Origin of the sequence: Acinetobacter sp. SwsAc4 (assembly GCF_013391535.1) — a bacterium.
In the GTDB taxonomy this organism is placed as follows: Bacteria; Pseudomonadota; Gammaproteobacteria; order Pseudomonadales; family Moraxellaceae; genus Acinetobacter.
The window spans coordinates 1-19,938 of the sequence record NZ_JACAXC010000022.1; the positions used below are offsets into that span (position 1 = coordinate 1).

The 19,938-nt window shown below is 38.1% G+C and carries 24 protein-coding genes and 4 pseudogenes; 13 read left to right on the forward strand and 15 right to left on the reverse strand.

Going from position 1 to position 19,938, the window contains the following annotated elements:
- Positions 1-175: 175 nt before the first annotated feature.
- Both HYG88_RS10810 and HYG88_RS10815 read right to left on the reverse strand, forming a co-directional pair.
- Positions 176-1,341 (reverse strand): IS3-like element ISAba21 family transposase gene (locus HYG88_RS10810; RefSeq protein WP_085940850.1). Its coding sequence is split into 2 segments (ribosomal slippage): positions 176-1,083 and positions 1,083-1,341, totalling 1,167 coding nucleotides; the frame shifts between segments, so codons are not numbered across the junction.
- 62 nt (positions 1,342-1,403) lie between these two features.
- Positions 1,404-1,826: pseudogene (locus HYG88_RS10815) on the reverse strand (type I restriction-modification system subunit M N-terminal domain-containing protein); the annotation flags it as partial.
- A 320-nt stretch (positions 1,827-2,146) separates the two neighbouring features.
- On the opposite strand from HYG88_RS10815, the gene HYG88_RS10820 reads away from it, so the two are divergent.
- From HYG88_RS10820 to HYG88_RS10830, 3 genes are all read left to right on the forward strand, one after another.
- Positions 2,147-2,305 (forward strand): hypothetical protein, encoded by a 159-nt coding sequence (locus tag HYG88_RS10820; protein WP_178883070.1) that lies wholly within the window; start codon positions 2,147-2,149, stop codon positions 2,303-2,305.
- A complete protein-coding gene (locus HYG88_RS10825) occupies positions 2,280-2,654 on the forward strand; it encodes an antitoxin Xre/MbcA/ParS toxin-binding domain-containing protein (RefSeq protein WP_178883071.1) in 375 nt (124 codons plus the stop codon). Before HYG88_RS10820 ends, HYG88_RS10825 begins: the two co-directional genes overlap by 26 nt.
- 259 nt (positions 2,655-2,913) lie before the next feature.
- Positions 2,914-3,105, forward strand: coding sequence for a hypothetical protein (locus HYG88_RS10830; protein WP_228201689.1), 192 nt, complete (start codon positions 2,914-2,916; stop codon positions 3,103-3,105).
- 9 nt (positions 3,106-3,114) lie between these two features.
- On the opposite strand, the pseudogene HYG88_RS15445 reads toward HYG88_RS10830, so the two are convergent.
- Positions 3,115-3,391 (reverse strand): annotated as a pseudogene (locus HYG88_RS15445) (transposase); the annotation flags it as partial.
- A gap of 113 nt (positions 3,392-3,504) precedes the next feature.
- The gene (locus HYG88_RS10840) at positions 3,505-3,993 is read right to left on the reverse strand and encodes a hypothetical protein (RefSeq protein WP_004668582.1); all 489 of its coding nucleotides are present in this window, start codon (positions 3,991-3,993) and stop codon (positions 3,505-3,507) included.
- A gap of 77 nt (positions 3,994-4,070) precedes the next feature.
- On the opposite strand from HYG88_RS10840, the gene HYG88_RS10845 reads away from it, so the two are divergent.
- Positions 4,071-4,298, forward strand: a complete 228-nt coding sequence (locus HYG88_RS10845) for a helix-turn-helix domain-containing protein (protein WP_025467336.1) — start codon at positions 4,071-4,073, stop codon at positions 4,296-4,298.
- Between the two features lie 125 nt (positions 4,299-4,423).
- Here HYG88_RS10845 and HYG88_RS10850 read toward each other — a convergent pair.
- Positions 4,424-5,356 (reverse strand): annotated as a pseudogene (locus HYG88_RS10850) (IS5 family transposase).
- 332 nt (positions 5,357-5,688) lie between these two features.
- Between HYG88_RS10850 and thyA the strand changes: the two are divergent.
- The 4 genes and pseudogenes from thyA to msrA all read left to right on the forward strand — a co-directional run.
- Positions 5,689-5,973 (forward strand): annotated as a pseudogene (gene thyA, locus HYG88_RS10855) (thymidylate synthase); the annotation flags it as partial.
- A gap of 21 nt (positions 5,974-5,994) precedes the next feature.
- Positions 5,995-6,504: a dihydrofolate reductase gene (locus HYG88_RS10860; protein WP_178883072.1), complete on the forward strand. Its 510-nt coding sequence runs from the start codon at positions 5,995-5,997 to the stop codon at positions 6,502-6,504.
- 20 nt (positions 6,505-6,524) lie between these two features.
- Positions 6,525-7,580 (forward strand): DUF4105 domain-containing protein, encoded by a 1,056-nt coding sequence (locus tag HYG88_RS10865; RefSeq protein WP_178883073.1) that lies wholly within the window; start codon positions 6,525-6,527, stop codon positions 7,578-7,580.
- A 339-nt stretch (positions 7,581-7,919) separates the two neighbouring features.
- Positions 7,920-8,444, forward strand: coding sequence for a peptide-methionine (S)-S-oxide reductase MsrA (msrA, locus tag HYG88_RS10870; protein WP_178883074.1), 525 nt, complete (start codon positions 7,920-7,922; stop codon positions 8,442-8,444).
- A gap of 47 nt (positions 8,445-8,491) precedes the next feature.
- Here the strand turns inward: msrA and HYG88_RS10875 are convergent, their stop codons facing one another.
- The 5 genes from HYG88_RS10875 to HYG88_RS10895 all read right to left on the reverse strand — a co-directional run bounded on the left by HYG88_RS10875 (position 8,492) and on the right by HYG88_RS10895 (position 12,205).
- Positions 8,492-8,896: a biopolymer transporter ExbD gene (locus HYG88_RS10875; protein ID WP_178883075.1), complete on the reverse strand. Its 405-nt coding sequence runs from the start codon at positions 8,894-8,896 to the stop codon at positions 8,492-8,494.
- Positions 8,896-9,516, reverse strand: a complete 621-nt coding sequence (locus tag HYG88_RS10880; RefSeq protein WP_004674604.1) for a MotA/TolQ/ExbB proton channel family protein — start codon at positions 9,514-9,516, stop codon at positions 8,896-8,898. Before HYG88_RS10880 ends, HYG88_RS10875 begins: the two co-directional genes overlap by 1 nt.
- Before the next feature lie 42 nt (positions 9,517-9,558).
- Positions 9,559-10,311 (reverse strand): energy transducer TonB, encoded by a 753-nt coding sequence (locus HYG88_RS10885; RefSeq protein ID WP_178883076.1) that lies wholly within the window; start codon positions 10,309-10,311, stop codon positions 9,559-9,561.
- 245 nt (positions 10,312-10,556) lie between these two features.
- Complete coding sequence (gene purU, locus HYG88_RS10890; protein ID WP_004674600.1) at positions 10,557-11,420, reverse strand: formyltetrahydrofolate deformylase; 864 nt, start codon at positions 11,418-11,420, stop codon at positions 10,557-10,559.
- An 83-nt stretch (positions 11,421-11,503) separates the two neighbouring features.
- Complete coding sequence (locus HYG88_RS10895; protein ID WP_178883078.1) at positions 11,504-12,205, reverse strand: TetR/AcrR family transcriptional regulator; 702 nt, start codon at positions 12,203-12,205, stop codon at positions 11,504-11,506.
- 121 nt (positions 12,206-12,326) lie between these two features.
- Here HYG88_RS10895 and HYG88_RS10900 point away from each other — a divergent pair, with 121 nt between their 5' ends.
- The 4 genes from HYG88_RS10900 to HYG88_RS10915 all read left to right on the forward strand — a co-directional run bounded on the left by HYG88_RS10900 (position 12,327) and on the right by HYG88_RS10915 (position 16,292).
- Entirely contained in the window at positions 12,327-13,781 is a 1,455-nt protein-coding gene (locus HYG88_RS10900; protein WP_178883079.1) for a coniferyl aldehyde dehydrogenase, read from the forward strand.
- Between the two features lie 168 nt (positions 13,782-13,949).
- Positions 13,950-14,186, forward strand: a complete 237-nt coding sequence (gene rpmB / locus HYG88_RS10905; protein ID WP_004649871.1) for a 50S ribosomal protein L28 — start codon at positions 13,950-13,952, stop codon at positions 14,184-14,186.
- Between the two features lie 12 nt (positions 14,187-14,198).
- Positions 14,199-14,354, forward strand: coding sequence for a 50S ribosomal protein L33 (gene rpmG, locus HYG88_RS10910; RefSeq protein WP_003654787.1), 156 nt, complete (start codon positions 14,199-14,201; stop codon positions 14,352-14,354).
- 222 nt (positions 14,355-14,576) lie between these two features.
- Positions 14,577-16,292, forward strand: coding sequence for a cation:proton antiporter (locus HYG88_RS10915; RefSeq protein WP_005162456.1), 1,716 nt, complete (start codon positions 14,577-14,579; stop codon positions 16,290-16,292).
- Between the two features lie 114 nt (positions 16,293-16,406).
- On the opposite strand, the gene HYG88_RS10920 is transcribed toward HYG88_RS10915, so the two are convergent.
- From HYG88_RS10920 to HYG88_RS10940, 5 genes are all read right to left on the reverse strand, one after another.
- The gene (locus HYG88_RS10920; RefSeq protein WP_178883080.1) at positions 16,407-16,586 is read right to left on the reverse strand and encodes a zf-HC2 domain-containing protein; all 180 of its coding nucleotides are present in this window, start codon (positions 16,584-16,586) and stop codon (positions 16,407-16,409) included.
- Positions 16,580-17,200, reverse strand: a complete 621-nt coding sequence (locus HYG88_RS10925; protein ID WP_178883081.1) for an RNA polymerase factor sigma-70 — start codon at positions 17,198-17,200, stop codon at positions 16,580-16,582. Before HYG88_RS10925 ends, HYG88_RS10920 begins: the two co-directional genes overlap by 7 nt.
- A gap of 2 nt (positions 17,201-17,202) precedes the next feature.
- Entirely contained in the window at positions 17,203-17,955 is a 753-nt protein-coding gene (locus HYG88_RS10930) for a DUF2063 domain-containing protein (RefSeq protein ID WP_178883082.1), read from the reverse strand.
- Positions 17,906-18,769, reverse strand: a complete 864-nt coding sequence (locus HYG88_RS10935; protein ID WP_178883083.1) for a DUF692 domain-containing protein — start codon at positions 18,767-18,769, stop codon at positions 17,906-17,908. The genes HYG88_RS10930 and HYG88_RS10935 overlap by 50 nt, the downstream gene beginning before the upstream one ends.
- A gap of 66 nt (positions 18,770-18,835) precedes the next feature.
- Positions 18,836-19,144 (reverse strand): hypothetical protein, encoded by a 309-nt coding sequence (locus tag HYG88_RS10940; protein WP_005162471.1) that lies wholly within the window; start codon positions 19,142-19,144, stop codon positions 18,836-18,838.
- Between the two features lie 160 nt (positions 19,145-19,304).
- Here HYG88_RS10940 and HYG88_RS10945 point away from each other — a divergent pair, with 160 nt between their 5' ends.
- Positions 19,305-19,916: a DoxX family protein gene (locus tag HYG88_RS10945; RefSeq protein WP_178883084.1), complete on the forward strand. Its 612-nt coding sequence runs from the start codon at positions 19,305-19,307 to the stop codon at positions 19,914-19,916.
- Positions 19,917-19,938 lie beyond the last annotated feature (22 nt).

The following is a 19,938-nucleotide window of genomic DNA, read 5'->3' on the forward strand; positions in this document are numbered from 1 at the left end:
TATACTTCGCCTTATATGTATTATTTGATTCAATGACCGCTTTTTCTACTACAGTATTTGCTGCAAAAACAGAAAATGGCAGAATAAGCATCAATGAAACTGTTAAAAACTTAATTTTCATCTTCTTTCCTTTTGATATGTGCTGAATTAGCAGGAGACTTTCACTTGGGATATGCTAGGCAGCTAACCGATAAAAGTTCTCTGCTATTTGATTTGGCGTTTTAAAATCCAAACTCTTTTGAATTCTTCGCTGATTATAAAATAACACAATGTATTTTGTAATATCTGCTTTAGCTTCATCTCTGGTTTTATAGTTGCAATGATGCACTAATTCATTCTTGAGTATGCCCCAGAAACTTTCAATCGGTGCATTATCGTAACAGTCCCCACGTTTGCTCATTGAACCTTGAAAATCACATTTTTCCAGTATCTTTCGATATTCATGGCTGCAATATTGGCTGCCTCTGTCCGAATGAACAATTAAGCCTTTCGTTGGTTTTTGATTACGAATCGCCATAGTCAGTGCATTGCAAACAAGTTGTGCGGTCATACGCTCATTTAAGCTATAGCCAACCACTTGTTTCGTGTACAGGTCTTTTACTGCTGCCAAGTATAACCAACCTTCAGCAGTCCAAATGTATGTAATATCGCTTGACCATGCAAGATTGGGCTTAGTCATTGAAAACTGTTGCTCTAGTAAATTTGCGTAGATCGCTCGATTATGATCACTCTTCGTAGTTCTTTTGAAACGCTTATGACGCTTACAATACAGCTGGTTGAGCTTTTTTATTTGACGTACAGCATACGTACTGATTTTGATACCTTGCGCTTGTAAATGCTTAGTTAATCGAATATAGCCATAGCTTTGTTTAGTTTCCTCATGAGCTATTTTGACCAAAATTGTCTGTTGATTTCGCTGAACCAATCTTTTATTCATGCCTCGTTTTAGCCAATCATAAAATCGTGACACTGAAACGTGAAGTAATCTAGCCATAAAGCTAATCGGGAATAAATGTCTTTGCTGTTTCATATAGGCGTACCTTACTGACTTTCTTTCGCAAAGTACGCTGCTGCCTTTTTTAGAAATTCACGTTCCATTTCAGCTGTTTTGAGCTGTTGTTTGAGCTTTTTATTTTCTTCGAGTAAGGCATTTAGATCAGGTGAATATTGTTTAGTGCCTGCTAAGGTGCCAGTCTTTGCTTTATTATTCCAATTTGAAAGAGTTTGCATTGAAATGCCAAGTTGTCTGGCTGTTTCCGATACATTGCCTTGATTGGCTTCAATCAATTTTATTGCTTCAACTTTAAATTCTGCGGTGTAAGTCTTCTGTTTCTTGCTCATGGTAAACTCCTGATGAGTGTCTATAGTTTACCAAGTTAAAACCTCCTGTTTTCTCAGCACACATCATTGTCATCCATTGGCACATCAGCAACCAAATCTACAACTTTGGTTAAAAGGGCAGGTGTAGGAATGGTAAAACGAGCATCCTTCATGTGATGGCTGTAGGTGGTTTCGTCTTCTGCACCTAAGTTTTTAATGAAAGGAAAGACTTCATTGGCAACGGTGTTATATAAAGTTGCAGCATCACCCAAAGTCACAAACTTCGACCAACGAAGATGATCTTGTTCAGGCGTAAAAATTGGATGTTCTACAGCAGTTTTTAAGCGGTTAGCTTTCTTTTCTTTGGTGATCTGAATTTCATCGAGTCGGCGAATAAACAGCAAATAAGTCATTTGCTCCATGACTTCTAAAGGATTGGAAATACCACCACTCCAAAATGCGTTCCAAATCTGGTCAATTTTGCTTTTAATTTCGCCTGTAATCACGTAGATGACTCTCAAATTTCTTTGAGAGTATTGTGGTGGATTTGCAGGGGAAAAGCTATAAGACCAAAAGCACAACGTCATCTTATGTCGTAGCAACTACTGTAAGAACTGTTTAATTTTTAGACCGTTTGTTTAGATGTAGGAATAATTTAATTAAGGGCTGTTGACATTTAACGTTTAAAATTAAAAATAGCTTTATGATGAAGATTATTATACAAAACAAAAATACGAATTTTAAAATAATGTGGCTAGATTGATGTCTACTCTCCTGTTTCTGGGTATTAGGAAGTGGAGGACACGATGAGAGTGAGGAAATATCTATGGATATTAAACCAATTAGAAATGATGATGATCTTACGAATGTTTTTATTCGCTTAGAAAGCATCTTTCAGGCAGATGAAGGTACGCCTGAAGCTGAGGAAATGGAAATTTTAGTTAATCTTATTGAAGCTTATGAAGACAGATATTTCCCAATCTAATGTAGAGCCTAAGGTGGTGTTAGCAAAATCATTGCCTAACACTGCGGATCAGCTCGGCCTGAAAGAGGCACAGCTTGCATCTATCATTGGGGTGAATTGTGACTTTATCAGTAATTTAAAAGCCAATCCTGAACTAGACCCTGCAACTAAACAAGGAGAACTAGCAATATTGCTCATTGAAATTTATCGTGCAGTATATGTCCTTAGTGGTAGAGATTCAGAATGGATTCATTACTTCATGAATTCCTATAATGATGCGACTAAAGGAGTTCCAATTGAGCAGATTCAGACCATCAGTGGTTTGAACAAAGTACTAAATTTTGTTGACTCAGTTCGAGCGAAAATGTGATTTTTGCAAAGAGATTATGTGTATTAGAATTTAGTTCTATTTGTAATAAGTTTTAGTACTGAAAAATGGAGGTTACGCTAATTGCATATTCTTGTTTGCACGATAACAGTACTAGTTCTTCCTTTTTCAAATTTAATACCATAACGATTAAAAAAATTTAATCTTATCTCTAAGCAACAAAACAGGATAATTAAAAACTCTTTTTATGATTTTTGACCAATCTAAATTATATGTTATGTAGTGAATGTTAAGAAACTCTGTGAGATGCAGTACGGTTGAACGTCTTAAATACTTTACGACTGAAAATCGTAAACCTCGTTCACCTTCAATGAGTCGAGTTGTGCCAATGCAATTCGGAGATGATGAAGCCTCAAAGTGTGTTGTGATGCATGCCGTTAATCATGTAATAAGTCAGCACAAAGATGAACTTATTAAACTTGTCTACAAATGAGTTAAATTAACTCGCATCAATAAAGATCAACTTCAAATATTCACCACCACAAAACAACCTAAACATTTCAAATACTTACAACCTAAAATCCATCGACTAAATTTCTTAAAAATAGAGTGCGGCTAACCAAAAAATAAGGTAAATCATGTCAAGGACATCCAGTTCTAATCCGATAAAGGATAGCTTCGATAAACAACCATAAATTATATTTGAGATAAATACCGAAATTGGAGAGAATCGATTTCAACTTAGACAATTTTTGATCTTTGAGAATTGTACGAGGTATAGCGTGGAGTGAATCTAGTTTGTCAATTGAATTCTAATTTCTCGCTATTTTTTGCAGAGTATTTGCAAACAGACCCTACTGAATTTGGATGTGATTTCAAATAAGCACTCATGTTATATATGAGCACTTATCTTATTAAGAACACTGATTTCAGACTCTAGCTTCTTAAGCTGTTGTTCACTATTTTTTTTAAATACAATAAGAGTATCTCTTAACAGTGGAAATTCTTTTATATATTGATCAAAAAACTGAATTTCTAACTGTGTCTTCTCCATCGTTACTTTCAAAATGTTGAGCTTTTTCTCAAATTCAATTTGAAAATCAAATTTTATACCCTTATTCAATAAATATGCGTTAAGTTCTGACGTTGTATAATTTGATGAATATTCATAACTTTGATTTTTACGACGAATAATTGTAATCAAATTAATTTTAGCTAAGCTTCTGATTATATTATAGGTTCTCTGGTAACCGTGATAGCCACAAAATTCAGGATACTCACTCGTAAAACCATCAAATATTGTTTTAAACTCACTATTTAAAAAATTGTGACTTGATAAAAACTTGATTAAACAATAATTAAGTTTATGATTTTTAGGCATAAAAAACTCAGCGTCTTACTTACAAATAAAATATCCCATTTTGGTATATTTATTGAAATAGTACACCATTTTGAGCTATGAGCTCAATACACGATCCTAGGTATAGGAAAATTATTACAGAATTGATTAAACTGCGTGAATATAAAAATATGACGCAGGTACAACTAGCCTTGTCCTTAAACAAGCCACAGTCCTATATTGCTAAAGTTGAAAACTGTGAGAGAAGATTAGACTTTATTGAGCTACATGATTGGTTAATGCATTTAGATGAAAATATTACAACTTTTCTAACTCATAAATTATAGATTTTTTACATAGTAATGTACGGGAAGTTATAATTACATGAGGCATTGTTACATAAAATTCTAAAGATAGAGGGCTTTATTGCACAAAGGTTTGAAAAATAGAGCTCCCCTAATTGAGCTAAAATTCAAGTGACAACTTGGGTATGAGGTCGGCCTAATTCTGTAAATTTATTTAGCACGGCTATACGTGCATGGATTTCATTGACTTGACTAGGAAAACTCCTTGCTGTTAATTTATCGCCTAATAATTTGATGCAATGCATTTTGGTTTCCACTACACTTCGACGATGATAACCAGACCATTTTTTCCAAAGAGATCTACCTAGTCGTTTGACTGTTTTTAATAATTCATTCCTCTCTAAAGATCTCAATTTCTTATCTTTCCAAGGCTTTGCATTCTTCCTAGGTGGAATGACTGCATGTGCATCTCGATCTAAAATGACTTGTCGGCAGTGCTTTGTGTCATAAGCACCATCTGTATAGACTGAATCAATTCGTTCATCAGGTGGGATTTGATCAAGTAAATCTTCGAGTACTTGTGAATCACTGACATTATTTGTGGTAAGTTGTACTGCACGTATTTGAAGGGTTTCAGCATCTATAGCAATATGGAGCTTACGCCATTGGCGACGATATTCAGATCCATGTTTCTTGCGTTTCCATTCACCTTCACCTAGAAATTTCAAGCCTGTAGAGTCCACGAGTAGATGCAGTCCATCGCTACTTTTTTGGTAGCTAATTGTAATATCAATATGTTTTTGTCTTCTACAAAGCGTGGTGTAATCTGGCGCTGTCCAATGTCATCCGCAAAGTTTAATCAGACTTTGCACAAAGCCAGTGACCATACGTAAAGACAGGCGGAATAAGGATTTAATCATTAAGCAGCATTGGATGGCTACGTCGGAGTAGGTTTGATTTCGTCCTTGTTTGCCTTTTGATGGAGCATACCATTGCGTAGCAGGATCAAACCAAATGGAAATATTTCCACGATTAATGAGTGCTCGGTTATATGAAGACCAATTGGTTGTACGATAAATTTTAGGTGTAGGCTTCTTCATTTGAAAATTATATTGTGGAATCAGCCTTTAGACATAGGTTTGTGCAACAAAGTCAAGATAGAGCATTTCTTGGTTACTCAAGTTTAAGTGACAACTTGGCTATGAGATTCAATTTTTTGAATTAAAGGATGGCTAAAAGCATTAACTATATCTATAATTAATTTTCTAGGAAAAACTTATTTAATTACACTTAGATGAGTAGTTGGTTCTAATTAACCGTTCTAGAATATACTTGGGCTTACCAAATGTGCAAAATAAATAATGCACAGTTATAATTTGATGGTAAAACCCTTATTGGAAAGCATATTGTGCAAAAATTCAGGGGCATAAAATTCATAGGTGTGCCATTTAATATTGCCAGCTATGCCCTTCTTACACATATGATTGCTCAAGTTTGTGGCTTAGGTGTAGGTGACTTTGTTTGGACAGGCGGTGATACTCATTTATATGCTAATCACTTTGAGCAAGCACAATTGCAGCTTACGCGTGAGCCGCTACCGTTGTGTCAATTAAAACTCAATCCCGAGATTACTGATATTTTTGACTTCAAATTTGAGGATATCGAAATTATTGGCTATGAGTCACACCCTGCTATTAAAGCACCCGTCGCAGTTTAAATCGATCAGAGAGAATATAAAATGGCATGGCAAGGTATAGAAGTTGTCCACGTAGTCGCAATGGATAAAAACAACTGTATTGGCAAGGGCAATGCTTTACCGTGGCATATCTCAGCTGATCTTAAACACTTTAAAGCGATTACCCAAGGCGGTGTTGTCCTGATGGGGCGTAAAACCTTAGAGTCAATGGGACGCGCACTTCCAAATCGTGTGAATTGGGTCATCACGCGTGATGTTGAATGGCAATTTGAGGGCGTTAAAGTAGCACATAGCATTGAAGATGCTTTGACACATGCACTTACAGACGTACAACACGCTGAAAAAGCATCTTTATTTATTATTGGGGGTGGAGAGATTTTTACTCAAACCCTCGCAATTGCTGATCGTCTTGAATTAACCCATGTTGATTTAGATGTACAAGGTGATGCACATTACCCAAAAATCTCTGAGGATTTTCGCAAAATAAACTCAGAACAACACATTGATGAAAAATCAAATATTGCTTTCGAGTTTGCGACCTACCAAAAATAAAAAATGGATCGCGCGTCATCATGCATAATATTGGATCACGTGAGTTTTTACTGGCGCTAGGCATTGGGCTATTACACAGTTTTTTTGCCTTATTTGTGATCCTCTCAAGTATCTGGTTATGTCTGGCATTCTGGATTCAACATCCTTTTGGAACAATTTTTAGCCGAATCATTATCATTCTTTGGGCACTGTTTGCACTTAGTCTACTTGGTGTTTATGTCAGTGGACATATTTTTAGTCGCCGTACTGATCTTTTAATTTACTGTGTTGCCTTCGCCTGTTCACTGGTCTGGTATTTTTCATTAGAGGCTCGACAAGATCGTGACTGGAATCCTGAAGTCGCTGAGCAGCTTACTTACCATAAGCAAGGCAATCTAGTACAGCTGCATAATGTGCGTAATTTTAATTGGCATAAAGACGGCACTTATGACATTCGCTGGGAAAAGCGTACAATTGACCTAGATAAAATTACAGGCGTCAATGTCATCACATCCTACTGGATGGGACCTCAAATCGCGCATACGCTAGTGAGTTTCGATTTCTCAGATCAAAAACCTTTGGTTTTTTCTATCGAGATTCGCAAAGAAAAAGGAGAAGAATTTTCCGCAATTGGTGGCTTCTTCCGTAAATATGAACTCAGTTTAGTGGCTTCTGATGAAAAAGATCTGATTTATACGCGAAGTAATATTCGTCATGAACAAGTTTATTTATTTCCAATAAGAATGCCTCAGACTGAACGTAAAGCGCTATTTATCGAATATCTACATAAAGCAGATGAGTTGCGTGCTGAAGCAAAATGGTACAACACGCTCACAAGCAACTGTACAACACTCGTTTTTGACATGATCCAAGCGATCAACCCACAAACTTTACCTAAAGATTATCGTTTACTGGCTTCAGGCTATTTACCCAATTATCTTTTTGATCTACAAGCACTTAATCAAAATTATACTATGAAAGAATGGTATCAATTGGCATGGATCAATACACGTGCTGAAAAATATGAACAACAACTAGATCAATCCAGTGAATATTTTTCGAAAATCATTCGACATGGATTACCAAAAGCAAATTAGTCCATTTCGCTTTTTAACAAAACAATACTGAATCTCCTTCTATAATCCATCTTGATTGATTTAAATCAATCAAGATATATGCATTCACTTGATGATCGCGAATCCACAATCATCCTCGGAAATTATTGCAAGATCGTGGATAGAAATGCCACATCATGAATACATAGGAAAAATATGCTCGGGCTTAGGTGAATTTTTATGAAATTTATAAGGGATACTGAATCAGTTATTTGATTTTGTGACCTAAAAAGCTAAATCTCTGATTGATGATGGGCTTTTACTTTTCATTGACTTCGTATACTTTATTAGTATTCTTAGAATTAAAAATTGGGAAAATTTATGCAACAAGCATTATTCGGTGGAGGTTGCTTTTGGTGTGTAGAAGCTGTTTTTCTACAACTAAAAGGCGTCGAAAAAGTTGTGAGTGGTTATGCTGGTGGTGTCGTTCACAACCCAAGTTATGATCAAGTTTGCCAAGGTAATACTCAACATGCAGAAGTTGTACTGATTGACTTTGATGAACAGCAAATCAATTATACTCAACTCCTAAATGTTTTCTTTACCACCCATGATCCAACTACTTTAAATCGTCAAGGTAATGATGTTGGCACCCAATACCGTTCTGTTGTCTATTATTTTAATGATGAACAAATGCAGCAAGCGGAGAAAATTATTCAAAATTTAGAAAATGATGGTCTCAATATCGTAACTGAACTTAGCCCAGCACCAACATTTTACCCTGCTGAAGAATACCATCAAAATTTTTATGCCCGTAATCCATCACAAGGTTACTGCAATTTTAGCATCCCACCAAAACTGTCAAAATTGCGTTCAAAATATCTCGAACTACTCAAAACAGAGTAAGCATAAAAAAAGCAACTCACTGAGTTGCTTTTTTTATGAAACAAATTTTAGTTTTCACTCACAAATGCAATATCACTTAAACCTGCACTACTGGCAAGTGCCATGACTTTAGCAACCATATTATACTTAGATTCTTCATCCGCTTCCAATTGAACCGTCGGTTTTTGTGAAGCCTGAGCAGCATCCTGAAGTTTAGTTTCCAGTTCCTGTAGACTCACATTCTGTCCATCCAGAAAAATATCACCATTGACTTTAATATTAATCATCATCGCTTTAGGTGGTGGTGGCTGAATTTCAGCCTGCGTTTCTGGTAGATTTAATGGAACTGATGGGTTCGCAACCGTTGCCGTGACTAAAAAGATAATCATCAATACCAACATAATGTCGATCAGAGGAATGAGGTTCATCTCATTCATGCCACTATCGTGGTCTTCACCCAATTGAAAACCCATTAAGCCTGACCTCCAACTAAGCTTTGTTGAGTCGCTTTAGTTTCTGTTTTTATAGTTGTTTCTTGCTGCAACATCGTATCGATTAACAGGCTATGCGCTTGATCTTGTAAATCATGTGCCAAGCCACGATTGAAACGTACACAAATGTTGTAAGCCAATACCGCAGGAATCGCTACAGATAATCCCAAACCAGTCATGATCAACGCTTCACCAACAGGTGTTGCGACTTGCGCTAAGCCTGCCTGACCGCTCGTACCTACAGCGACCAGTGCATGGAAAATTCCCCACACCGTACCAAACAAACCCACAAATGGTGCAAGTGAGGCAATCGTCCCAAGAACAGAGACACCTTTTTCCGCCTGTGACTTTTCGGCAGAGATCTGGCGAAGCAATGCCTGCTCCGCAACCGCCTTGCGCTGTTCAAAGGTTAAAGGCTGTAGTTTAGATTTCAAGGTTGCCAGAGCCTGAGCAAGCTGGGCATAGGCCTGTTGCTTCAACTGGCGTGTTCCCAATAGGCGTAGAATGAAAATAGTCCATGTCGCAATCGACATTGCTAATAGGATGAAATACAGTGTTTTACTTACTGCATCTGCATGTTGCCAATAAACTGAAAAGTTCATACACGAACTCCTGATTTTATCTGTCGCGAGGACTCAAATTGGTTAAGGACTAAGATCAAACGGTTGTTCTGCTCGAATTGGGTACGCAACACCATTTTCCATATAGGGTTTAAATTTCGCACTTTTAACGGCACGTAAAATCTTTTCATCCAGACCTGGCAAACCACTACTACGCGTAATACGGGCATTGGTAATTTTACCTTTCTCATCTGCTTCGATGAGTACCATTGCCGAACGCGGCTGGTTTTCCAGATCTTTTGCGGACACTGACAGTTTTGGTGAACGGCTCCACTGCACGCCTGAACCACCAATTGAAACACGTTTTGGCGATGGATCGGCTGGCGGCGCTGCGGCTTTAGGCACTTCAACAACAGGCTGAGGTTTCTCAATCACTTTTTCTGTGACAGTCGTGCTCACCACAACCGACTCAACCTTTGGCTCAACTTTTTCAACCACAGGTTTCGGTGCCTCGGCTTTTTTAACCTGCTGAATTTTTTCTATTTTCTTAGGTGGTGGTAATGCCTTTTCAACCACCTTGACCTGTTTCACTTCTTTTTTAGGTTCTGGTGGTTTGGGCTTTTCTTTCGGCTTAGGTGGTTCTGGTTTAGGTGGTTCCGTAATTTTAACAAACTTAACCTTGAGTGGCTTTTTCTCAATTGGTTTTAACTCAATTGGCTTCATGTGGCTAACTGCCCACAGAACTCCTGCATGTCCAATCACAACCGCAACAAGTGCAGTGATGATCTTCTTTTTCATCGAGTGTGGCATATTCAATATCGCAGGAGATTGACTCATAAGAATCTAAGTACCTAATAGATGGTGAAATCTTTACAAAGTGAAAAACGATTTCAGTCATCGGATAGAACAATTAAAGTGGCGCAATAATAAATGAGAAGTGTTTTCATTTGCAACTATTTTTTTGTGAACATCTTTTAATTGATTGATCAATTTACACTTATTAAAATAAAATGTTACAACATAGCATTATTGATATAAAAAAAGCATGCTTTAAAGCATGCTTTTTTAAAAATCTATTTGGTTTAGAAAACAACTGTTTTATTACCATCTACAATAATACGATCTTCTAAATGCCATTTTACAGCGCGAGCCAATACATTACGCTCAACGTCTTCGCCTAACTCACGTAACTGTTCTACATTGTAATCGTGGCTAACACGTTCAACATCTTGTTCAATAATTGGACCTTGATCGAGATCAGCAGTCACGTAATGTGCTGTTGCACCAATCAGCTTCACCCCTTTCTCATAGGCCTGTTTGTACGGGTTTGCACCAACAAAAGCAGGCAGGAATGAATGGTGAATGTTGATGATCTTCATTTCCCATTGCGAAACAAACTCTTCGCTCAGGATTTGCATATAACGCGCCAGAACCAATAGGTCATTGCCTTGCATCATCTCATTGATCTGGGCGTAGGCTTCCACCTTATTGTCCTTGTTGACAGGCACCACATGGAACGGGATGCCAAAGTTTTCAACCGCTTCGCGTAAGTCTGGATGGTTGGAAACCACCTGGGTGATTTCACAAGGCAATGAGCCACGTGCATGGCGCCATAACAGCTCCAGCAAGGCATGGTCCACTTTGGAAACCAGAATCCCGACTTTCTTCAATTCACCCACGAAAGTCAGTTTCCATTGCATTTCATAGCGATCTGCAACATTGGCCGCAAAGGTTTGCATCAGGGCTTCTTTACGGGACTGTAAATGATCCAGCTCAAACTCAACACGCATAAAGTAACGTCCGCCTTGAGCTTCTGTTGCGTACTGATCAAGTGCGGTAATGTTTGCTCCCTGATGATACAAAAAGCTCGATACAGCTTGCACGATCCCTGGCTTATCTTCGCAAGTAATCAGTAGTCGTGCCGTATGGGCAGTAGTCGTGTTCATGTGGTTAATATCACTTATTGGAATCAAAATTAAAAATCAAGCCGAGCATTCTAGCTCTTTTTTGCTTATGACTAAATACCTACTTATTCATCATCGTCATTTTTAAAATTAGATAAACTAGCAAATAAGTCTGACGGCCCCAAAGATTTCAATAATTGTTCATACGTTTGACGACTTTCGCCCATTAAATAAGGGCCTTCCAAAAATACCATTTGTCGTAAAGCTTGCCATACCCATTTTTCTTCCAAATGGTTATTGTCACTGATATGACCAGACATATACAAAAAGTTAGTCCAGTTGGTCAGTACAATCCACAAGTTGATAATCAAAGCTTCAATTTCTGAATCAGTCATCTTCATCAAACCGGCATCCACAAAGGCACGATAAATTTTTTGCCCTTGCTGCATCACCTGCCCTGCAAAACGAGGATATATTTTTCTGAAGTCTTCATTATTTTCAACAAGATGATAGACATCACGGTGAATAAAGCGATAAGCCCACAACTGATTACTCAAAACTTGGAAATAACTAATTTTATCATTGGCATTTAAAGGTCGATCCGTTGGCAAGGCCAACATCTCCAAGGTTTCAGCCTGATATTGCTGCGCTAATTCTTTAATAATTTCCTGTTTATTACGGAAGTGATAGTACAGATTGCCTGGGCTAATTCCGAGTTCAGCAGCAATATGATTGGTTGTGACCGAACGTTCTCCACGCTCATTAAACAACTGCAAACTGATATGCAGAATTCTATCTTTTGTTTTATTCGGTTTAGCGTGCGACATTGAGTTTAACCATCTATAACATTATCAATAGGTTATAAAACAAACCTATAAAGCGACTTGACACTTTAGAGTATTTACTCTAAAAATTAAAAAATAATAAGCTTTCCTTTGGTCCACTCCTATGAACAGTCAAACAAAAACAACCGCTATGACACCTCATGTTGATGTGAAACGGCTACATGATTTGCTTGAACAGCAAAAAGCAGCTTACCAACGCCATCCTGTGCCAAGCGCCAAAGAACGTATTGAACGCTTAGCTCGACTTAAAAATATCTTGGTAAAATATCAAGATCAATTTGCTAACGCAATTAGTCAAGATTATGGCAATCGTGCCATTATGGAAACCAAAATTGGCGAAGTTCTAACATGTTTAGAACATATCAAATACTATAGCAAGAACTTAACTGAGTGGATGAAGCCCTCTAAGCGCCATATCAGTATGTTACACCAACCTGCAAAAGGCTGGGTACAATATCAACCATTAGGTGTGATTGGTATTATTGCACCATGGAACTATCCATTATTACTTTCAGTTGGCCCATTGATCTGCGCAATCGCTGCAGGCAATCATGCCATGATCAAGATTTCGAGTGCATCTTCTCAGTTTGGTGCTGTATTAGAAAATGCACTTGCAGAAGTATTTCCTCAGGAACTTGTGAGTGTTATCAATGGTGGTGGCGCGATTTCAGATGCCTTTAGTCATTTAGCATTTGATAAATTAATTTTCACAGGTTCAACGTCTGTCGGTAAAACCGTGATGGCAGCAGCATCACAGAACTTAGTCCCTGTGATTTTAGAGCTAGGTGGAAAATCGCCTGCTCTTGTACATTCGGCAATGAATATTCGTGATGTGGCACAACGTATTGCGGTAGGTAAACTTTGGAATGCAGGTCAAACTTGCGTTGCACCTGATTACATGTTCCTACCTAAAGGCAAAACGGCAGAATTCACCAAGCACTATAACGACTTTGTGAATACGATGTACCCAACGCTACGTGACAATAAAGATTACACGTCAATTGTAAATGACAAACAATACAATCGTCTTCAAGGCTATTTAGAAGATGCACGTGATCAAGGTGCGACAATCGTCGAGTTAAACAGCAAGAAAGAATCTTTAACTGAAGTTCGTAAAATTGCACCAACGTTACTCACAGGTGTAACCACAGAAATGGAAATTATGAAGAATGAGATCTTTGGTCCAATTCTTCCTATTCTAGAATATGAACATATTGAAGATGCACTTCAATTTATCAATAGTCGACCACGTCCACTCGCATTCTACTATTTTGATATTGATATGGCTCGTGCTGATTATGTTGCAGGACGTACCCATTCTGGACATTTTGGTATTAACCAAACCCTCACTCATGTAGCGCAAGATGATCTACCATTTGGTGGTATAGGTGCATCGGGTATGGGCAAATATCATGGTAAAGAAGGCTTCTTCAGCTTCTCTAACGAACGTTCAGTGATGTCTAACCCTGTTAACCCTAAACTTTATAGTTTAAAATTCATTCTGCCGCCGTACAACAAACCAACGCATAAACTGCTTTTGAAAACACTATTCCGTTAAGCTGATCAAGGCATGATCTATCACACGAGATCATGCCCTGTTTTTACCAAATTCGCTTGTCTTTTAATCGTATTTTTGGTATAAAACGCCCCTTGAATGATTTCATCCGTTTACTTGAATGGCTAGTTGCACGAAACGGTGCTATATAAACTAGCAATGGAGTTCACCATGTCTAAGGTTTGCCAAGTTACCGGCAAGCGTCCTATCGTTGGTAACAACGTATCGCACGCAAACAACAAAACCAAACGCCGGTTCGAGCCGAACCTGCACCACCACCGTTTTTGGTTAGAAAGCGAAAAGCGTTTTGTACGTCTTCGTTTAACCACTAAAGGTATGCGTATTATTGATAAATTGGGTATTGAGAAAGTTGTTGCTGATCTCCGTGCTCAAGGTCAAAAGATCTAAGGAGTCTGAACAATGCGTGATAAAATCCGCCTCGTTTCTACAGCTGGTACAGGTTATTTCTATACCACTACTAAGAACAAACGTACTATGCCGGAAAAAATGGAAATCAAAAAATTTGATCCAAAAATCCGTCAACACGTAATCTTCAAAGAAGCTAAAATTAAATAATTTTAGTTTTCTTAAAAAAACGACTTCAACTGAAGTCGTTTTTTTTGCTAAAAAAATGTTTTGGCTAAAATAAAATGAATCACTATTTCATAATTTTTTTTGATAAATAAAAAAATTGTCATCAACAAATCCGATTTTACTTGTTACAATTTATTCGCTGTTTTCTTGGCATGTTTTATGCTGAATTATTTGTACCTTAACCGCAATGATTAAGGAGTTTCAATGCCTCATGATGTTGATTTAATTATATTACTTGCCGTCGGTTTCGGTATAGCACTTATTTTTGGCTATATTGCCGCACGTTTACGTCTACCACCACTAATTGGTTATTTGGTAGCAGGTATTATTATAAGCCCTAACACCCCAGGTATCGTGGCAGATATACATCTCGCCAATCAACTTGCCGAACTCGGGGTAATGTTCTTAATGTTTGGCGTAGGGATGCATTTTTCCCTCAATGATTTATTACTCGTTCGTCGTATCGCCCTACCCGGTGCGATTTTACAAATCGCTGTAGCAACACTCTTAGGTGTCGCTGTATCTATGTTTTGGGGCTGGAGTTTCGGTTCTGCACTGATTTTTGGTTTAAGTTTATCGTGTGCAAGTACCGTAGTACTACTCAAAGCACTGAGTGATCGTGGTTTACTCGACTCAGTCAATGGGAAAATCGCAGTAGGCTGGCTGTTGGTTGAAGACCTTGTCATGGTTTTAGCGCTGGTTCTTTTACCTGCAACCGCCATGTTACTGGGCGGACACGCCTTACCTGGTACAGACACCTCACAAAGTATCTGGCTGACGATTGGCATTACCCTGCTCAAAGTGACAGGATTCATCGCATTCATGCTGATTATTGGTAAACGCCTTGTGCCAATGATCATGCAGTTTGTTGCCCGTTTAGGTTCCCGTGAGCTCTTTACGCTCACAGTGGTTGCTGCCGCAGTTTCAATTGCCTACGGTTCCTACGCAGTTTTTGGCGTTTCCATGGCACTTGGCGCTTTCTTCGCGGGTATGGTGGTGAAAGAGTCTGACTTTAGCCATCGTGCAGAAGAAGAAACCCTGCCACTACGTGAAATCTTCTCAATTTTATTTTTTGTCTCTGTCGGGATGTTGTTCGACCCAAGTATCCTGATTGAAGAGCCTTTGCGTATTATGGCGGTCATCGCCATTATCATGATTGGTAAGACTTTAGCAGCGATGGCTTTAGTTTTATTCTTCCGCTACCCAATTAATACAGCTCTCACTGTAGGCGCTAGTTTGGCACAAATTGGTGAGTTTTCATTCATTTTAGCAACATTGGGCTTGTCACTTGGTCTACTCACCCCAGATGCACAAAACTTGATTCTTGCTGGTGCGTTATTTTCAATAACTTTAAATTCATTTGTATTTTCAGCGATTGAACCCGCTCAACGCTGGATACGAGAACGCTCACATTTAGCTCGCTTATTAGAACGCAGTGGCGACCCGCTTGCCATGCTTCCAGATGAAGTTGATCAAGCTTATTTACGTGATCAGGTGGTGATCATTGGCTATGGTGGCGTAGGACGCCGCATTAGTGAAAACCTGATGCAACAGAATATCAAGGTCGTGATTGCTGAAGAAAATCGTGAGATTGTTGAAAAACTGCGTGCCCAAGGAATGGCTGCCGTAAGCGGTGAAGCGACTGAACCTTATGTACTCATACAAGCCCATATTCAGCATGCTCGCTTATTGGTTATTTCCCCTATGGATATTTTAGATATTCATCGTATTGTCGATATTGCACAGCAATTGAATCCTGAGATTCAGGTCTTGATCTGTGCTGAAAGCAAGGAAGAGGCTGCTGTTATTCGCGATGAAAATATTGGTGAAGTTTTCTATGCGAAAGAAGAAATGGCGAAGAATATGAGCCATCATATCCTGAACCAAATTGAGCTTGCTCATCAAAGTACGTTACATTAACACTCTATTTTAAAATTAAAGCATCTAATACCAATTATTCAGATAGTTGGTATTTTTTATCTTTTAAATTTCAGTCTTATGATTTAAAGCTAAAATCCAAATACTTAATAACATTTAACCCTCGTATTCGCTAAATGCTTTTGAAAGCTGACGCAGTGTTTTGATTTGTTTTCCATAACGGCGACAAGAACGACAAGCAAATAAATGTAATTGTAGATTGCTCTGCTCTATAAACTGAAGTGGTCTATCCTGTTTCTCGGAAATCAACTGTGTTGCTTGTCGGCAAGTTAGCATGAGCAATCCTCCTTAAGTAACCATTTATTTTCTAGACATTCACGTAATCTAGTTCGGCTTCTATACATCAAGACATTAAAATTTGAGACAGTAATCTCTAACCTTTCGCAAATTTCATCAGAACTGAGTTCAATTACTTCTCGCAACATAAACACCTGCGCATATTTAGCAGGCAAATGATTCAAACAAGCATCAAAAACAATCCAAAAATCTTGCTGTTCCATCATTTCTTCAGGGCTTTGCCACGCTTTAGGCGCTTGATATTTATACCAGTGCCCCGAGGCATCAAATAATTCGTCGATACTCAACTCATTATCTTGTTCATCAAATAATTCAGTCATAGTCACCAATCGAGACTTTTGTCGGATCAGATCAATGATCTTATTTTTTAAAATCGCAAAAACCCACGTTTTAAACGCCGCTCTTCCTGAAAAAGAGTCTAGATGTTGCAAAGCACTCACTAATGCTTCTTGAACCACATCTTCAGCTTGCTGAAATGAGGACAGTTGTAAAACAGTAAACTTCAGCATCTGTTGTCTTAAATCCATTAGAAATTCAGGATTTTCAAGCTGATGCAATATCTCTTGATTATTATTCAATTCAGCCTCAGACATGATCACTTCCTATTACTGTTCTGAGGATGATTTAACAAACCTAGATTCGTGAGTGTTGCTGCCAGCTGATTCAGTTGTATTGTAATCTCTTGCTCAGAAAAAGTTGGTGCAATTAATTTAATTAAGTCATGAAGCTCAAGCTCTGAGTATATCTTTAGGTTCATTTGCTCAATCAACATCGCAAATAAGGGGGACAATCTTTCCAAGCGAACCTTATCCTGATGGTCTCGCCAAACCATAATTGCACTTGGCATTACTTCAATATCTGTCAACGTTGTATCAACCGTCCAATCATAAATAGGATATTGATAGGCCAAGACCCACACTTTATGTCTGAGTTGCCAACTTATCTTTTCAATAATGTTAATGTCTTCAATTTCAAGCGTATCTAGATATAACTCCAACCACTCAAACTGCAACAACTCTTCTAGCCAAGGATATTGGCTTAAAATTGGATGTCGGTTTTCAGTCAAATATTCTCTAAATTGCAACGAAATATCATTATAGATAGGTGACTGGCATTTAGCTTTTTGAAAAAATTCTTCCAATAAAAACTGCCATTGAGCCGCAGGTAGAATAGAGCGAGCTATGGGATAAACCAAATTTATAAATGAACACATATTGTTGAACAATAAATCTCGATAAATCTGCATTCGCTCAAGATCGCATATTTTAATGTGTTCAGCATTTGGTTCACGAATCCAATTACAGAATTGCTGCTGAGTGGATTGGAAAGTGCTTACTTTGAGCACCATAACCGTTCTCCTGTTGCTGCATCGTTTTAATTGTTGTCAATTCCTGATGTAATTGTTGCCATGATGGAATATTAAAATCTCTTTCCAACAGGGTTGGTTTAACGCCACAATGTTGATAACTAAATTGCAATAGCTGCCATACAGGATCGCAAATTTCGGCACCATGCGTATCAATAAATAAGCTTTCATTCATTTGTTCATGCCCAGCAATATGCATATAACGTATGCGTTCTTTAGGCATCGCTTGGATAAAGCCATGTGCATCACTGCCATGATTGATACTATTCACATAGACATTATTAACATCAAGTAATAATTCACAATCTGCTTGCTCAAGTACTTCACAAACAAACTCAGCCTCACTCATTTCTGCATTTGGCATTAAATAGGTAGATACATTTTCAATAACGAGGCGCTGCGCTAAAATGTCTTGAACACGTAAGATACGCTCAGCGACATATTTGACCGCAGCTTCAGTCATCGGTATCGGTAATAGATCATATAAATACCCCCCATCAGAGGTATAACTGAGATGCTCAGAATAGATGGAAACTTGATACTGCTTTAAAAAATCCTTAAGCTGTTGAATAAATTCAATATTTAAAGAATGAGGTCCCCCAATAGAAAGGGACAGACCATGACACACCAAAGGTGATTTTTCAGTACATTGAGCCAATAACTTGGCGTGTCGTCCACCAAAACCCATCCAATTTTCTGGTGCAACTTCAATAAAGTCTGGATGAGATTCCGCATTCAAAAACGTATCAATAAAATCACGCCTTAAGCCTAAACCAACACCATTCAATACATCCATGCTGTTTTCCTTTTTGAACTGATACCGACAATTTGAAATGTATCGGTATCATTCAGCTTATCTAAACTATTTAGCACCACACTTGCCATCTGCAACTTTTTTATCAGCGCCACATTTTGCATCAGCAGTTTTCTTAGCTGTCCCACACTTCCCTTCTGCTGATTTTTTATTTGCCCCACATTTTGCATCAGCAGACTTTTGTTGTTGTTTTGCCTTATTTGCACCACATTTGGCTTCGCCACATTTCCCATCAGCAGCTTTCGATGCATGAGACTCAGTTGTAGTCGTGGTTGGTGCAGCAGATACGTGAGTGATGCCTACAGCTGATAAAGCCAATAATGCAGCGACTGATGTGATTGAGTTTAATTTATTCATTTTTGTATTCCTTGTAAGGTAATTGCTCGGTTTGTACGGAGGTACATTAAGTTAGACGGAGTAAAAGACGATTTATTACAGATCAAATGAAAAAAATATGTAAGAAGTTCCATGTTCATCCGACTAATAACTATTCAACAGTACTCAATGTGAAATTCTCATGAAAAACTTTATTTATTCTTTAACACAACATTATCAAAAAATTTCTCACTGTATAAAACATTTCGATGGAATTGCGGCGCTAGCACTCAGATTATATTTAGTCCCCATTTTTTGGATGGCAGGAAGCAATAAACTCATGCATTTCCAAGACATAATTGAATGGTTTGGTAATCCTGATTGGGGGCTCGGTCTACCATTCCCTACATTGATGGCAGCTCTAGCAACCTCAACAGAGTTGGCTGGTGCAGTATTGTTAGGATTAGGTTTATTCACTCGCTTTATCAGTATTCCACTCATCATCACAATGTTGGTAGCAATTGTAACAGTCCACTTACCGAACGGTTGGCAGGCCATTGCAGATCCAAATGCACCATTTGCAAACGCTCAAGTTCTCGCCTCCGCTGAGAAGTTAGAAAAAGCCCATGAGATTTTACAAAACTATGGTAACTATGATTGGCTCACTGCCAGCGGATCATTTGTCATTTTAAATAATGGTGTTGAATTCGCAGTGACCTATTTAGTGATGTTACTCGCTTTAATCTTTATCGGTGGTGGACGTTATATCAGTTTAGATTTCTGGATGAAATATCATTTAACCAAACGCTTATAAGCCCTATGAAAGGCTTAGAATA